Origin of the sequence: Cryobacterium shii (assembly GCF_004402595.1) — a bacterium.
Classification (GTDB): Bacteria; Actinomycetota; Actinomycetes; order Actinomycetales; family Microbacteriaceae; genus Cryobacterium; species Cryobacterium shii.
Genome location: NZ_SOFY01000090.1, coordinates 1 through 14,728 on the forward strand (window position 1 = coordinate 1; position 14,728 = coordinate 14,728).

A 14,728-nucleotide genomic window follows, 5' to 3' on the forward strand; every position below is an offset into this window, starting at 1 on the left:
CCAACTCGGCTTTGGTCTCGGTGAGTTCATCAGGATTCACGCCTGAAAATTAACAGATTCCAGCGACGATTAACAGCCGACACGCCCAACCTAACTAAGTACTACTGGGAGACTGCTGATTTATCCGACGCTTTAAGGCCCGCCTTTGTTGGTTTCGGCCGATGTGTTTAAGACTTGATTCATGCAGGGTCGTGATGATGGTCAGCGTCAGTTGTTGGATGTCGGTGCGTTCGCTGGGCACATGTTGCCGGCCGGGTCGGTGTTCGCGTTCCTCGCGGAGCACCGGCACGAGTTGTTCCCCGATGACGCGTTCGCGGACTTGTTTCCGTCGGGCCGGGGCCGCCCTTCGACTCCGGCGGACGTGATCGCGTCGGTGATGGTGCTGCAGACCCTGCACTCGTTATCAGATCGGGAAACAGCGGAAGCGGTCACGTTCGACCTGCGCTGGAAAGCGGCCTGCGGGTTCGGTCTGACGGAGACATCGTTCCATCCGACGGTGTTGACCTACTGGCGGCGCCGCCTCGCGGCAAGCACCCGTCCGCACCGTATTTTTGAGGCGGTGTCCGAGGTCATCGCCCAGTCCGGGGCGCTCTCGGGCCGGAAGCGGCGGGCGTTGGACTCCACGATCCTGGACGACGCGGTCGCCCGCCAGGACGCGGTGACGCAGCTGGTCGCGCAGATCCGCCGGGTCGGCCGCGAGGTCCCGGGAGCGGACATGATCGTCACGAGCCTGCCCGGCCACGACTACGCCAAGCCCGGCAAACCCGACATCGCGTGGGACGACAAGGCGGCCAGGGACGAGCTCGTTTCCCGGCTCGTGACCGACGCCCTGGCGTTGCTGACGGCGATCGATGCGGCGGCTTTGACGGAGCCGCAGCAGGAAACGGTCGCGTTGCTCGCCCTCGTCGCGGGTCAGGACGTTGAACCGGCCGAGGGGTCCGATGGCACCGATGGGCGGTGGCGGATCGCCCGGAAGGTCGCGCCGGACCGGGTGATCTCGACTGTTGACCCCGACACCCGCCACGCGCACAAGAGCCGGGAGAAGAAGCAAGACGGTTTCAAAGCCCACATCGCGATCGAGCCCGACACGGGTTTGGTGACCGCGGTCGTGTTGACGAAAGCGTCCGGGGCGGAGAACAGTGATGCGGCCCGCGGCGCCGCCCTGATCGCCGCGGACACCAGCATCGGGACAGACCCTGTCGATGTATTGGGCGATTCTGCCTATGGCAGCGGCGACCTCCTCGCCCAGGTCACTGCCGCCGGACATACCCCGATCATCAAGCCGATGCCGTTGAGTCGGGCAGTCCCGGGCGGGTTCACGATCGATGACTTCACCGTTGATGAGGCTGCGGGCACGATGACCTGCCCGGCAGGACTCACCCGGCTGATCAGCCCAAAACGACGAGTCACGTTCGGCAGTGCCTGCACCGGTTGCCCGCTCCGGGCCCAGTGCACCACGGCCACACGCGGTCGCAAGATGGAGTTGCATCCGCAGCAACAGATTCAACGCGAGCATCGGGCCCGCGCGCTTGACCCTGACTTTCAAGCCGTTTACCGACAGCACCGGCCGATGGTTGAACGCTCGATCGCATGGATGACTCGCGGGGCGAGACGGGTCCCTTACCGCGGCGTGGTCAAGAACCACGCCTGGTGGAACACCCGCGCCGCGGCCATCAATCTGAAGCGACTCCTGGGCCTCGGACTCACCAGCCAGAACGGGGTTTGGGCCCTTGGCTGAAGGCACCAGGCAGGGCAGGCACCCCAGCGCTCACACCGACCTCGAGAACATCGCTGGCCTGGCCAGACTCGCGACTCTGACTCGGCCCCGCGAGCAACCCAAACACGCCCACACGCGACTGAAAAAACGACCCACCTGACTCGCGAGAGCCACCGCACCCAGCTAAATCAGCAGGCTTCTAGGGGCCCCGGGGCGAACTGTTGCGGCTCCGCGAGGCCCGTCCGCAGGCGTTCAGCAGGCTGGGTGACCTAGTCTGGCCCTTTGTGTTCCGCGCCGACCGACAGGAATCGTCATGCACCCCACCCTCTTCGGGATCGACTTTCTCGACTCTGGATGGCTGATCGGCTGGTTCGGGTCGTTTGTGCTGCTCGGGGTCGCCGCAGTGGTGTTCATCGAGACCGGTTTCATCGTGCTCTCCTTCCTTCCCGGGGACTCCCTGCTCTTCACGGTCGGGCTGCTGACGGCGACGGGCGACGTGCCGTTCCCCATCTGGGTGACGTGCCTGGTCATCTTCGTGGCCGCGTTCTCCGGCGACCAGCTCGCCTATTACATCGGCCGAAAGGCGGGTCCGGCGGTCTTCAGCCGGGAGCAGAACCGGTTCTTCAACCCGCAGAACGTGGAGCGCACCAACGCCTTCTTCGCCAAGCACGGAGGCAAGTCCGTGATCATCGCGCGCTTCCTGCCCGTCTTCCGCGCCTTCGTCCCGGTTGCGGCGGGAGTCGGCAAGATGTCGTACCGCACCTTCGTGCTCTACAACCTGGCGGGATCGTTCCTCTGGGGCGTCGGCCTCACCCTGGTCGGCTTCGTCCTGGGGCAGATCGAGTTCGTCGCGAAGTACTCCGAGTTCTTCATCATCGCCATCGTGCTGATGTCGGGCATCCCGATCCTGACGGAACTCTACCGAGGCGTGCGCTCGTCGCGGCGGGCCCGCACCGCGAAAGTGTCGTGATCCGCCCCGAAGTGGGCGAAAATAGGTCCAGTGACACTTGAAACATCCGCATTGACCGAGATCATCACCGTCGTCGACCTTGCCGGGGTCATGGCGAACGCCATCCTCGGTGGAGTGGCCGCTCGAACCGCGCGGCTCGACCTGGTGGGTTTCGTGGTGCTGGCCATCATGTCGGGCCTCGGCGGCGGGATGATCCGGGACACCCTGCTGCAGCAGGGCACGCCCATCGGGCTGACCAATCCCGCCTACCTCATGTTCGCGGTGATCGGCGGGGTGATCGCGTTCTTCGTGACCTTCAACGGCCGCTGGTCTCGCCAGGCCCTGATCTTCGTGGACGTCCTCGCCGTCGGCTGCTGGTCGGCGGTCGGCGCGCAGAAGGCACTCGACGGCGGCCTGGGCTGGATGCCCGCCATCCTGCTCGGAGTTATCACGGCCGTCGGCGGGGGCATGGTGCGCGACATCATGCTGCTCCGGGTCCCCACGATCTTCGGCGGGAACACCCGCTACGCGACCAGCGCCGTGCTCGCCAGCACCGAGATGGTGGTGCTGAGCAAGCTCGGGTACGGGGCGGTGGGCACCGGGGTGGCGATCCTGAGCGCGGCGGCCCTGTCGCTGCTCGCCCGACGTTACGGCTGGGTGCTGCCGACGAGTTACACCCTCCGGATCCCGCGGCCGAGCCTGAATCCGCGAGTCTGGCAGGCCAGGCGAGCCCACGCCCGCAGAACAAGAGCGCCCCGCAGTCGGCAGCCCGGCCCCCGGCGGGTCAGGACCGGATGAGATCCCACGGCCTGCCCACGCCCAACACACCCTCGAGAGGACAGCAACAATGAGCCTGATCCGGCTGAACGATGTCAACGTGCGGTTCGAAAACGCGCAGATCCTGCGGGAGGCGTTCTTCCGCCTCGAACCGGGAGACCGGGTCGGAATGATCGGCAAGAACGGGTCGGGAAAAACAACGATCCTCAAACTGATCCTCGGTCAGGTGACCCCGGATGCCGGGACCGTCGCCCTGGAACCGGGCACCAGGGTGGGGTACTTCTCGCAGTTCTCCGAGCTGAACGGTGAGGCCACGATCACCGAGGTGCTCAACGGCCTGTTCGCACCGATCACGGCCATCGAATCCGAGCTGGCGTCGATCGATGCTGCCATTGCGGCGGACTCTTCGGCAAGCGCCGAACTCGACCGCCTGATCCACCGCCAGGCCGAACTGTTCGAAGAGATGGACCGACTCGACGGCTGGGACTACGCACGAAGCATCGACACGGCACTCACCACTCTGGGCTTCAACCAGGCGCACCGCGTCTGCGCGATCGATGAACTGTCCGGTGGCTGGCGCAACCGGGCCGCGCTGGCGAAGATCGTGCTGGAACGCCCGGACGTGCTGCTTCTGGACGAGCCCACCAACTACCTGGATGTGGCCGGTGTCGAATGGCTAGAGGCCTGGTTCCGGGACTTCCGCGGCGCCGCGATCATCGTCTCGCACGACCGGCGCTTCCTGGACGCCGTCGTCACCCGGATCATCGAGGTCGAGAATTTCCACCTGCACGAGTACCCGGGCAACTTCGGCGAATACGTGGTGCAGAAACAGTTCCGCCTGAAGACACTCGAGCAGCAGTTCGTGCACGAGTCCGAGCTGCTCGCATTCGAGGCGGAGGGCATCTCCGACCGGCGCGAGGCGGCGAAGGCGGCCAGCCGGGACCTGGGGAACCAGCTCGCCAAGATCAAGAAGGCCCGCACCCCGCGGCCCGTCGACCAGATCATCACCGAGATCTACGGCGGCCTGCACGTCAAGGATGCGCTCTGCCGGGTCGAGGGGCTGAGCAAGTCCTACGGTGAGAAGGTTCTGTTCGCGGAGCTCAGCTTCGAGATCAGGCGCAGGGACCGGATCGTGGTTCTCGGCTCCAACGGCAGCGGCAAGACCACGCTCCTCCGGGTCCTGACCGGGGAGGAACGGGCCGACTCCGGCGAGGTGGCCTGGGCCGGCGGCGCCGCCGTGGTCTCCTACAACCAGGTGCTCGCGGAACTCGACGACACGGACACGGTCACCCACGCCGTGAACGCGATGCCGGGCAGCCTCGCCCTCACGGCGACGCGCAAGTCGGTGAACAGGTTCCTCGCGATGTTCCAGTTTTCCGAGGCCGACCTCAAGCAGAGGATCGGCAATCTGTCCGGCGGACAACGGGCCCGCGTGGCCATGGCGCAGTGCCTGCTGTCCGGTGCCTCGGTGCTGCTGCTGGACGAACCCACCAACCACCTCGACCTGTCAAGCACGCAGGTGATGGAGCGGGCCCTGCTCCATTTCCCCGGGGCCGTCGTGGTGGTCAGCCACGACCGTTTCTTCACCGAGAAGATCGCCAACCGGCATCTGGTCTTCGGCGCGGAGGCGGCGCAACCCGGCGAAATCGACGTGCGCGTGGCCTAGCGCGAGCCCGCCCAGCCCAGTGGCGCCTAACCAATTCGACGGAGATTCTGCCCGAAAATACGTTTTCGGCCTGTTTTGGGCCCGATTCGGGCAAAATCTCCGTCGAATTCGTTCGGGCACGCATCGACCACCGCCGTGCGGACTCGTCCGGCTAGCTGTTGCCGCGCTCCCAGAAACTCGGACCGACGGGTTCCGTGAAGTCGCTCCGGGCGATGCTGTCGGGCTGGTCGTGGCCGGGCGAGTCGGAACTCGGCGCGGGATTCAGCGGGTCGTGACGGACCCTCCGAGCGAGGCGATGGCGCGGAGGAGGCGTGGGCCGGCGGCGAACCAGGCGACGAGCATCAGGGCCAGCGACGCGGCGAAGATCCAGAAGCCGGTCCAGCCGTCGTCGCTCTGCGCCGCGTACATGTGGTTCAGGTTGCGGAGCGCGCCGGTGGCGAAGACCAGGGTGACGTGGATCACGATAAAGAACAGGAAGAAGACCATGACGCCGACGTGGGCGACCCGGGTCGGGCCGAGCGGGACCAGCTTGCTGAGCCGGCGTGAGGTCCAGATCGGCGACAGACGGATGCCCGTGGCCAGGGCCAGCGGAGCCGCCACGAACACGATGAAGAAGTAGCTCAGGGTCTGGAGGGCGTTGTACTTCACCCAGCCGTCGCCGACCGGCCAGTTCAGGGAGGCGTACTGGATGGCTGCCGAGACGGCGTTGGGGATGATGCCCCAGCTGACCGGAACAATGCGAACCCACTGGCCGGTGGCGAAGAGCAGCACGTAGAAGGCGAGGCCGTTCAGCACCCAGAGGGCGTCGACCGTGAGGTGCACCCAGACGTTGATCCCCATCCGGGTGGGGGCTCCCGCGGTGCGGAGGAGGCCCGTGTTCCGCCGGGTCCAGAACATGGCCGGACGTCCCTGGCTGCGAATCTGCCAGCCCGAACGAACGATGAAGAGGATGAAGAAGGCGTTCAGTCCGTGCTGCCAGGCGAGCCAGGCCGGAAAGCCGACGGGTGCCCAGGTGGGTAACGCCGAGGCCCCCGGGAACTCGGCCAGGAAAGACTGCATCTCCGGCAGGGTACGAAGCCCCTTGGCGGCGAGCACCACCCCGGCCAGCAGCGCGATCGCCACGGGGATTGCCCAGGCCAGCTTGAACCAGACGCCACGGCCGGAGCCGATCTGACCGGCGCTGTCCGGTGTCACCGGCCGCCCTGTCGCACGATCGAGCAGTTCGGCATGGGGTTCTATCTTTCTGATGAAGAGCGGATGACGGGAATCGAACCCGCGCTATCAGCTTGGGAAGCTGAAGTTCTACCATTGAACTACATCCGCACGTCCGATCAGCGGGCGAGCCCGGATCGGAACGGTGCCAGCATATCAAGTCCGCGCCGTTAGGCTGGACCCGTGCTGCTCTCGGATCGCGATATCAAGGTTGAAATCAACGCGGGACGAATCAGTCTGGAGCCCTATCAGGCCGACATGATCCAACCGTCGAGCATCGATGTGCGTCTGGACGGCTTCTTCCGCCTCTTCGACAACCACAAGTACCCCTACATCGACCCGGCCGAGGACCAGCCGGATCTGACCCGGCTGATCGAGACCGCCGCCGACGAGCCCTTCATCCTGCACCCGGGCGAGTTCGTGCTCGGAGCGACGTATGAGAAGGTCACCCTTCCCGACGATGTGGCCGCCCGGTTGGAAGGAAAGAGCTCGCTGGGGCGGCTCGGGCTTCTGACGCACTCCACGGCCGGCTTCATCGATCCCGGTTTCACCGGCCACGTGACGCTCGAACTGAGTAACGTGGCGACTCTGCCGATCAAGCTCTGGCCCGGCATGAAAATCGGGCAGCTGTGCTTCTTCCGCCTGAGTTCGCCAGCCGAGCGCCCCTACGGATCCAGTGAGTACAGCTCGCGGTACCAGGGTCAGCGCGGGCCGACCGCCTCGCGGTCATTCCTGAACTTCCACCGCACGGATGTCCGGCCGTCGACCGGCCCGGCTACCGATGCGGACCTCGCCCGGGGCGAGTAGCTCCGACTCCCGGAGGCACCGGTTCATACGGATGCAACATACGCCCGGTAAAATCGGGGAATGACCACATCCGTGCCCAGTTTCACCGAGGCGCTCGTCGCCCCGGGACCGACGCCCGAGTACCCCGGACGGATGCGCCGGTTCGGCCAGCTCGTCGGAGCCTGGGCGGCGAAGGGGTCGCGCCTGAACGAGGTCAGCGGCGAATGGACCGAACGCGAATTCACCTGGATCGTCGAGTTCGTGCTGGACGGGCGCGCGGTGCAGGACGTGGAACTCGTCGTGAGCGGCTCGCATCCGACCGGCTTCAAAACCGTCTCGACGGCCCTACGGGTGTACGACCCGGATGCCGGGGCCTGGCGGGTCAGCTACTTCGCGCCGGCCGAAGGGGAATACTGCCACCTCGTGGCCACCCCGCACCGCAACGGTCTGCGCCAGGACGGCACCGGCACCGACGGTCGGCCGATCCGCTGGAACTTCGTCTCGATCACGGCCGACGCCTACGCCTGGGAGGGCTGGGTGTCCAACGACGAGGGCACGACCTGGCTGCTGGTGGAGCACAACGAGGCCACGCGCATCCGTTAGCCGATCTGGTCCTGCATGGCCTTCACCGGCAGCAGCAGCAGCAGCCCGGCGAGCAGCACCAGCATGATGCCGAGGATGCCCCAGTAGGTGGCCCCGAAGATCGTCACCATCAGGGCAAACATGGTCGGTGCGAGAAAGCTCACGGCACGGCCCGTCGTCGCGTACAGGCCGAACACCTCCCCTTCGCGGCCGGCCGGGATCAGCCGGGCCAGGAAGGTTCGGCTGGCCGACTGGGCCGGTCCGACGAAGAATGTGAGGGCCAGGCCCGCCGTCCAGAACACGATCTGACCGCCGTCGTGCAGCAGGAATACGAGGCTGCCGCAGACGATCAGGCCGATCAACGCGGTGACGATGATCGGTTTCGCGCCCAGCCGGTCGTCCAGCGACCCGGAGATGATGGTGGCGATACCGGCCACGACGTTGGCGGCGATCGCGAAGATGATCACCTCGCCGGGCGAGAACCCGAACACGGATGCCGCGAGCACGCCGCCGAATGTGAACACCCCGGCCAGTCCGTCCCTGAAGATCGCGCTCGCCGCGAGGAAGTAGACCGTATGGCGACTGGTCCTCCACAGGCGCGCGATGTCCTGACCGAGCACGACGTATGACCGGAGGAAACTCACGCGCTGCCGGCGCGTGGCGGCGGAGGAGCGGTATTCGGGCACCGACAGCAGCACCGGCAGGGCGAACAGGCCGAACCAGGCGGCCGCGATGAGCATCGCGACGCGCACCGACAGCCCGTTGTCGCCGGTCACGCCGAACAGGCCCACCTCCGGGCTGATGAAGCCGAAATACACGATGAGCAGGAGGACGATGCCGCCGAGGTACCCCATGCCCCAGCCGAAGCCGCTGACCTTGCCGATGGTGCGGGCAGTGGAGACCTGGGCGAGCATGGCATTGTAGTTGACGCTGGCGAACTCGAAGAAGACGTTTCCGGCCGCCACCAGGAACAAACCGAGCAGCAGGAAGTCCGGAGACGCCTGCACGAAGAACATCGCCGCGGTGAGGGCCACGACGATGAATGTGTTGATGCCCAGCCACAACTTGCGCCGCCCGGCCGTGTCCGACCGCTGGCCGGTGACCGGGGCGAGCACGGCCACCAGGATGCCGGCGATCGCCAGGGCCCAGCCGAGCTGGGCGGAGATGACGTCCTTGTCGCCGAACGCGGTGCCCGTGATGTACACGGTAAAGACGAAGGTCGTGACGACCGCGTTGAACGCGGCGGATCCCCAGTCCCAGAAGGCCCAGGCGAAGACGCGCCCTCTGCTGATCGCGCCTGGCAGTACCTGGGCGTCCGTGCCGCCTTGCTCCGTAATCCCGGTCATGCGCTGAGGCTAGTGGATCGCGGTAACCGACACGCAGCGTCGTGTGGTGAATCTTATAGTTGAGTCACTCACGCTCAACTCTCAGCTGCCCGGCTTGACTCCGATTTGAGACACTGGCACACTTGAGCCTGCACCACTCAACTCTGAGAAATCAGGGTGACCACAATACTCTGAAGGAGAACGCACACATGGCCCGTGCAGTAGGCATCGACCTCGGAACCACCAACTCTGTGGTGGCCGTCCTCGAGGGTGGAGAACCCACCGTCATCGCGAACGCCGAAGGCTTCCGGACCACGCCGTCCGTCGTCGCCTTCACCAAGGACGGCGAGGTGCTGGTCGGCGAGACCGCCAAGCGCCAGGCCGTCACCAACGTCGACCGCACCATCTCGTCGGTCAAGCGCCACATGGGCACCGACTGGAACGTCGCCATCGACGACAAGAAGTTCACCCCGCAGGAGGTCTCGGCCCGCATTCTGGCCAAGCTCAAGCGGGACGCCGAGGCGTACCTGGGCGACAAAGTGACGGATGCCGTCATCACCGTTCCGGCGTACTTCAACGACGCCGAGCGCCAGGCCACCAAGGAAGCCGGCGAGATTTCCGGCCTCAACGTGCTCCGCATCATCAACGAGCCCACCGCGGCCGCTCTGGCCTACGGCCTGGACCGGGGCAAGGAAGACGAGCTCATCCTGGTCTTCGACCTCGGCGGCGGAACGTTCGACGTCTCCCTCCTCGAGGTGGGCAAGGACGACGACTTCTCCACCATCCAGGTGCGTTCCACCGCGGGGGACAACCGCCTCGGCGGCGACGACTGGGACCAGCGCATCGTGGATCACCTGATCAAGAAGTTCAAGGAAACCACCGGCGTCGACGTCTCCAAGGACAAGATCGCCAAGCAGCGTCTCAAGGAAGCCGCCGAGCAGGCCAAGAAGGAACTCTCGAGCAGCATGTCGGCGAGCATCCAGCTGCCCTACCTGTCGCTGACCGAGAACGGCCCGGCGAACCTCGACGAGACGCTCACCCGCGCCCAGTTCGAGAAGATGACCGAAGACCTGCTCGACCGCACGAAGAAGCCGTTCCAGGACGTCATCCGTGAAGCCGGCGTCAAGGTGGAAGACATCGCCCACGTCGTTCTCGTCGGCGGCTCCACCCGCATGCCCGCCGTGTACGAGCTCGTCAAGGCCGAGACCGGTGGCAAGGACCCGAACAAGGGCGTCAACCCGGACGAGGTCGTCGCCGTCGGCGCCGCGCTGCAGGCCGGCGTGCTGAAGGGCGAGCGCAAGGACGTTCTGCTCATCGACGTCACCCCGCTGAGCCTCGGCATCGAGACCAAGGGCGGCATCATGACCCGCCTGATCGAGCGCAACACGGCCATCCCGACCAAGCGCAGCGAGACCTTCACCACGGCCGACGACAACCAGCCGTCCGTCGCGATCCAGGTCTTCCAGGGTGAGCGCGAATTCACCCGCGACAACAAGAACCTCGGCACGTTCGAGCTGACCGGCATCGCGCCCGCCCCGCGCGGCATCCCGCAGGTGGAGGTCACCTTCGACCTCGACGCCAACGGCATCGTGCACGTGTCCGCCAAGGACAAGGGCACCGGCAAGGAGCAGTCGATGACCATCACGGGCGGTTCCTCGCTCGCGAAGGAAGACATCGAGCGCATGGTGCGCGAGGGCGAAGAGCACGCCGCCGAGGACAAGCGCCGCCGCGAGGCAGCCGAGACTCGCAACACGGCCGAGCAGCTCGCCTACTCGATCGAGAAGCTGATCAAGGAGAACGACGAGAAGCTGCCCGAGGACGTCAAGTCCGAGGTGCAGGCCGACGTTGACGCCCTCAAGTCCGCGCTCGCCGGAGACGACGACGCGGCCGTGAAGACCGCCTTCGACAAGCTCAACGAGAGCCAGGGCAAGCTCGGCGAGGCCATCTACAAGTCCAGCCAGGCGGATGCCGCGCCCGGCGCCCCGTCCGACTCCGAGCCCACCGCTGAAGCGGGCAACCCCGACGAAGACGTTGTCGACGCCGAGGTTGTCGACGACGAGGACGAAGCGAAGAAGTAATGGCAGACGACACGAAGCGTCCAGAGGACGAGCCGTTTGAAGAGGGGGCACCCGTCGAGGGTGCCCCCGGGGCGGGCGGCGCGGAGCAGTCCGCGTCGGAGCCTTCCGAATCGGCGGACGCGGAGTTCTCGGCCGAGGGCATCGAAGAGGACGAGCTGACGGTGCAGGACATTCTGGACGCCGCCAACCGCGAAGTCGCCGAGCCCACGAGCGAGCACCTCGCCGACCTCAAGCGCGTCACGGCCGAGTACGCCAACTACCGGCGCCGCACCGAGGCGAACCGCGAGGTCGAGCGCGAGCGCGTCACCGTGGACGTCGTCAAGGGTCTGATCCCTGTGCTCGACGACCTCGATCGTGCTGAAAAGCACGGCGACCTCACCGAGGACTCGGCGTTCAGCACCATCGCGGCCAAGCTGCGGACGAGCGTCGAGCGACTGGGCGTTAAGCCGTTCGGCGCCGTCGGCGAGCCGTTCGATCCGACCATTCACGAGGCGATCTTCCAGCTGCCCACAGCGGATGTCGACACGGAAACCGTCGGGGACGTGATCGAGACCGGTTACTTCCTCGGCTCATCTCTCCTGCGCGTGGCCAAGGTCGTCGTTCAGGTACCGAGCGATGGCTAGCCAGGACTGGTTCGATAAGGACTTCTACAAGGTCCTGGGCGTCTCGAAGGACGTGACCCCGGCTGAGCTGAAGAAGGCGTATCGCAAACTCGCCCGCAAGTACCACCCGGACTCCAACCCGGGCAATCCTGCGGCCGAGGCGAAGTTCAAGGAGATCAGCGAGGCACACTCGGTGATCGGTGACCCTGCGCAACGCAAGGAATACGACGCCGTGCGCGCGATGGGCGGTGGAGCTCGCTTCACCGCCCCGCGCCCCGGCGGAGGCCAGGCCGGAGGCTTCGACGACGTCTTCGGCGGCATGTTCGGCGGCGGAGCGCGTCAGCAACAGCCCGGCTACTCCTACGAGCAGGGCGGGTTCGATGACCTGCTCGGCGGCATGTTCGGCCGCGGCCAGGGCGGCGGATTCGGCACCTCCAGCGGCGGTTTCCGCGGCTACGGCGGACCGACCCGGGGCCGGGACGTGGTCGCGTCGACCACGGTCGACTTCATCACGGCCACCCATGGTGACCAGATCACCCTGCAGACGCAGGATGGCCGGGCCATCAAGGTCAAGATTCCGGCCGGAGTGGCCGACGGGCAGAAGATCAAGCTGCGCGGCCAGGGGCAGCACAGCCCCGACGGCGGCGAGGCCGGCGACATCGTGCTCACCGTCAACGTGCGCAAACATCCGGTCTTCGAGCGGGATGGGCTGAACCTGCGAGTCGCGGTTCCGGTCACGTTCGTGGAGGCGGCTCTCGGCGCCACGATCGAGGTGCCGACCCTCGGCGGCGCGCCGGTCAAACTGCGCATCGCCGCCGGCACGCCGAGCGGCCGCGTGCTCCGGGTCAAGGGGCGCGGTGTCGTGACGCCCAAGGGCACCGGGGACCTCCTGGCCGAGGTGCAGGTCGCCGTTCCGTCACACCTGTCGAAGGACGCCGAGGAGAAACTCATGGCCTTCGCCGAGGCGGTGCCCAAAGAGAACCCGCGCGACGATCTTCTGGCGAAGGCGAGAGACTGACGGTGGATGAGAACACCCGGGTCTTCGTAATCTCGATGGCCGCCGAGCTTGCGGGTATGCACCCGCAAACCCTGCGCCAATACGATCGCCTGGGGCTGGTGAGTCCCGACCGCACACCCGGTCGGTCTCGCCGGTACTCGATGCGGGATGTGGCGAAGCTGCGTGAGATCGCGGAACTGGGCGCCGAAGGCGTGAGCCTTGAAGGCATCCGTCGCATCCTGGGGCTGGAAGACCACGTGCGCACCCTCGAATCCCGACTTCGGGAACTCGAATCGGCCCTGGCCGATGAACTGCTCAACCGTCCGGGCCGCCGCGTCTTCGCGGCCGGCTCGGCCGGTGAGGTCATCTCGATGCGTGCCGGCACCCGGACGCGGCGGTCGAATCAGATCGTCATCTGGCGCCCGCTCGATCACGGCGCCCTTCCACTCAAACGCCGGGAATAGGGCCCCGCGCCGGGCTAGCCTGAGGGAATGTCTGATTTTTCCTTCGACCGTCTGCGGCGCTACCCCGATGTGGAGGCCGATAACCTCTTCGCCGTGGATGCGAGCGACCGGCTGATCCTTGATCAGGCGGCCGATGCGCTGGGACCGGCAGAGGCCGGCGAGGTCGTCGTGCTCGAGGACAAATACGGGGCGCTCACCCTCGGCGCGGCGGCGCTGGCGGCTGCCCGCGACATCCGGGTGCACCAGGACGCACTCTCCGGGGAACTGGCCCTCGCCCGCAATGCGGCCGAGGCCGGTCTCTCCGACCGGTACCGCTCACTCGAGCTCGGCGAGGACCTGCTGGTGAATGCACGCGTGGTGCTGATGCAGTTGCCACGCAGCCTCGCCGCCCTCGATGAGCTTGCCGCCGCCATCGCTCGGTTCGCGGCACCGGACGTCGTCGTGATCGCCGGCGGGCGCATCAAGCACATGACCACGGCCATGAACGAGGTGCTTAGCCGGCATTTCGGTTCAGTCTCCGTCTCCCCGGCCCGGCAGAAATCCCGGGTGCTGACGGCATCCGTCCCCCTCCTGGCCGCAACGGATGGAGCCGTCTGGCCCCAATTCGTGGTTCATGCCGATTTAGGTCTGACGGTCAGTGCGCATGGGGCCGCTTTCGCCGGGACCACGATCGACATCGGTACGCGCTACCTGCTCGAGTTCTTGGACCGGATGAAGCCGGATGCTCAGGCGGCCATCGACCTCGGCTGCGGCACTGGCGTGATCGCGGCCGCCCTCGCCCGGCGTCGGCCGCGGTTGTGCGTGATCGCCACTGACCAGTCGGCCGCGGCCGTGGCCTCCGCCCGGGCGACCATGGCGGCCAATGAATTGCTGGATCAGGTCACCGTCGTGAGAGATGATGCGTTGAGCAGCCAGCCGGATGCGTCGGCGGAGCTGATCGTGCTGAACCCGCCGTTCCACATCGGTTCGTCGGTGCACGCCGGCATCGCGCTCAAGCTCTTCGACGATGCGGGGCGGGTGCTCCGACCGGATGGTGAGCTGTGGACGGTGTGGAACACCCACCTGGGCTACCGTCCAGCGCTGACTCGACTGGTCGGGACCACCCACCAGGTGGGTCGGAACTCCAAGTTCACCGTCACCGTATCGACGAGGCGATGACCGGGCGCGGGCCGCTCCGGCCGGGATCGATCAAGGCCGCTTGAGGCCATCGAAACCCGACACGCCCGGGATGCTGGAGCAAGTTGCGCGTCCCCGGTATTCACCGTAATGTCATTCAAGTCACCCCACAGGTTCGGAAAGCCGCAGAGCTTCCCGCCCTCAAGTGGGACGAAGGTTTTAGTTTCTTCTCATTCGCCTTTCCCGTTCAGGGAGCGACTGAGTAGAAACCAAGATGGTAACTCCCTCCGGCTGATGGTCGAGTTGGGTTTAGTGGTTGTTTGAGTTTGCTTTGGCGAACTGGAGATGAGCTGCTGGCCTCGATTTGACACGTTCTTGCCGGGTGGGTAAGTTATACGAGTTGCCCCGAAGCGACAGCCCATTATTGGGCCTGAAGTCGGGTGCGTCCGATCCTTGA

At 66.1% G+C, this 14,728-nt stretch carries 13 protein-coding genes and 1 tRNA gene; 11 read left to right on the top strand and 3 right to left on the bottom strand.

Annotated elements, in window-relative coordinates; genetic code table 11:
- Nucleotides 1–181 precede the first annotated feature (181 nt).
- From E3O49_RS16315 to E3O49_RS16330, 4 genes are all read left to right on the top strand, one after another.
- Complete coding sequence (locus tag E3O49_RS16315) at nt 182–1,738, top strand: IS1182 family transposase (protein WP_134366871.1); 1,557 nt, start codon at nt 182–184, stop codon at nt 1,736–1,738.
- Nucleotides 1,739–2,030: 292 nt separating this feature from the next.
- Nucleotides 2,031–2,687 (top strand): DedA family protein, encoded by a 657-nt coding sequence (locus E3O49_RS16320; protein ID WP_134366872.1) that lies wholly within the window; start codon nt 2,031–2,033, stop codon nt 2,685–2,687.
- Between the two features lie 30 nt (nt 2,688–2,717).
- Nucleotides 2,718–3,464 carry a trimeric intracellular cation channel family protein gene (locus E3O49_RS16325; protein ID WP_134366873.1) on the top strand — a complete coding sequence of 249 codons (747 nt, stop codon included), beginning with the start codon at nt 2,718–2,720 and terminating at the stop codon, nt 3,462–3,464.
- A gap of 49 nt (nt 3,465–3,513) precedes the next feature.
- Nucleotides 3,514–5,109 (top strand): ABC-F family ATP-binding cassette domain-containing protein, encoded by a 1,596-nt coding sequence (locus E3O49_RS16330; protein WP_134366874.1) that lies wholly within the window; start codon nt 3,514–3,516, stop codon nt 5,107–5,109.
- Between the two features lie 261 nt (nt 5,110–5,370).
- Here E3O49_RS16330 and E3O49_RS16335 read toward each other — a convergent pair whose 3' ends face one another.
- Together E3O49_RS16335 and E3O49_RS16340 are read right to left on the bottom strand one after the other, a co-directional pair.
- Complete coding sequence (locus E3O49_RS16335; protein ID WP_134366875.1) at nt 5,371–6,303, bottom strand: cytochrome b/b6 domain-containing protein; 933 nt, start codon at nt 6,301–6,303, stop codon at nt 5,371–5,373.
- A gap of 58 nt (nt 6,304–6,361) precedes the next feature.
- A tRNA-Gly gene (locus E3O49_RS16340) sits at nt 6,362–6,432 on the bottom strand.
- Nucleotides 6,433–6,504: 72 nt separating this feature from the next.
- On the opposite strand from E3O49_RS16340, the gene dcd reads away from it, so the two are divergent.
- Entirely contained in the window at nt 6,505–7,128 is a 624-nt protein-coding gene (gene dcd / locus E3O49_RS16345; RefSeq protein WP_134366876.1) for a dCTP deaminase, read from the top strand.
- Between the two features lie 60 nt (nt 7,129–7,188).
- A complete protein-coding gene (locus tag E3O49_RS16350) occupies nt 7,189–7,710 on the top strand; it encodes a hypothetical protein (protein ID WP_134366877.1) in 522 nt (173 codons plus the stop codon).
- Here E3O49_RS16350 and E3O49_RS16355 read toward each other — a convergent pair.
- Nucleotides 7,707–9,035: an MFS transporter gene (locus tag E3O49_RS16355; RefSeq protein WP_134366878.1), complete on the bottom strand. Its 1,329-nt coding sequence runs from the start codon at nt 9,033–9,035 to the stop codon at nt 7,707–7,709. The genes E3O49_RS16350 and E3O49_RS16355 overlap by 4 nt on opposite strands.
- 188 nt (nt 9,036–9,223) lie before the next feature.
- Here E3O49_RS16355 and dnaK point away from each other — a divergent pair, with 188 nt between their 5' ends.
- The 5 genes from dnaK to E3O49_RS16380 are packed head-to-tail and all read left to right on the top strand — an operon-like array spanning nt 9,224 to nt 14,313.
- Complete coding sequence (dnaK, locus tag E3O49_RS16360; protein WP_134366879.1) at nt 9,224–11,092, top strand: molecular chaperone DnaK; 1,869 nt, start codon at nt 9,224–9,226, stop codon at nt 11,090–11,092.
- Nucleotides 11,092–11,715 (top strand): nucleotide exchange factor GrpE, encoded by a 624-nt coding sequence (locus tag E3O49_RS16365; protein WP_134366880.1) that lies wholly within the window; start codon nt 11,092–11,094, stop codon nt 11,713–11,715. The genes dnaK and E3O49_RS16365 overlap by 1 nt, the downstream gene beginning before the upstream one ends.
- On the top strand, nt 11,708–12,712 hold the full coding sequence (locus E3O49_RS16370) for a DnaJ C-terminal domain-containing protein (RefSeq protein WP_134366881.1): 1,005 nt from the start codon (nt 11,708–11,710) through the stop codon (nt 12,710–12,712). Before E3O49_RS16365 ends, E3O49_RS16370 begins: the two co-directional genes overlap by 8 nt.
- Before the next feature lie 2 nt (nt 12,713–12,714).
- Nucleotides 12,715–13,155 (top strand): heat shock protein transcriptional repressor HspR, encoded by a 441-nt coding sequence (locus E3O49_RS16375; protein ID WP_134366882.1) that lies wholly within the window; start codon nt 12,715–12,717, stop codon nt 13,153–13,155.
- A gap of 27 nt (nt 13,156–13,182) precedes the next feature.
- A complete protein-coding gene (locus tag E3O49_RS16380; protein WP_134366883.1) occupies nt 13,183–14,313 on the top strand; it encodes a class I SAM-dependent methyltransferase in 1,131 nt (376 codons plus the stop codon).
- Nucleotides 14,314–14,728: the final 415 nt, after the last annotated feature.

Bases quoted from the DNA above. Each gene is read 5' to 3' on its own strand.
- E3O49_RS16320 (WP_134366872.1), top strand. From the start codon at position 2,031: ATGCACCCCACCCTCTTCGGGATCGACTTTCTCGACTCTGGATGGCTG.
- E3O49_RS16370 (WP_134366881.1), top strand. From the start codon at position 11,708: ATGGCTAGCCAGGACTGGTTCGATAAGGACTTCTACAAGGTCCTGGGC.
- E3O49_RS16315 (WP_134366871.1), top strand. From the start codon at position 182: ATGCAGGGTCGTGATGATGGTCAGCGTCAGTTGTTGGATGTCGGTGCG.
- dnaK (WP_134366879.1), top strand. From the start codon at position 9,224: ATGGCCCGTGCAGTAGGCATCGACCTCGGAACCACCAACTCTGTGGTG.
- E3O49_RS16380 (WP_134366883.1), top strand. From the start codon at position 13,183: ATGTCTGATTTTTCCTTCGACCGTCTGCGGCGCTACCCCGATGTGGAG.
- E3O49_RS16350 (WP_134366877.1), top strand. From the start codon at position 7,189: ATGACCACATCCGTGCCCAGTTTCACCGAGGCGCTCGTCGCCCCGGGA.
- E3O49_RS16365 (WP_134366880.1), top strand. From the start codon at position 11,092: ATGGCAGACGACACGAAGCGTCCAGAGGACGAGCCGTTTGAAGAGGGG.
- E3O49_RS16330 (WP_134366874.1), top strand. From the start codon at position 3,514: ATGAGCCTGATCCGGCTGAACGATGTCAACGTGCGGTTCGAAAACGCG.
- E3O49_RS16355 (WP_134366878.1), bottom strand. From the start codon at position 9,035: ATGACCGGGATTACGGAGCAAGGCGGCACGGACGCCCAGGTACTGCCA.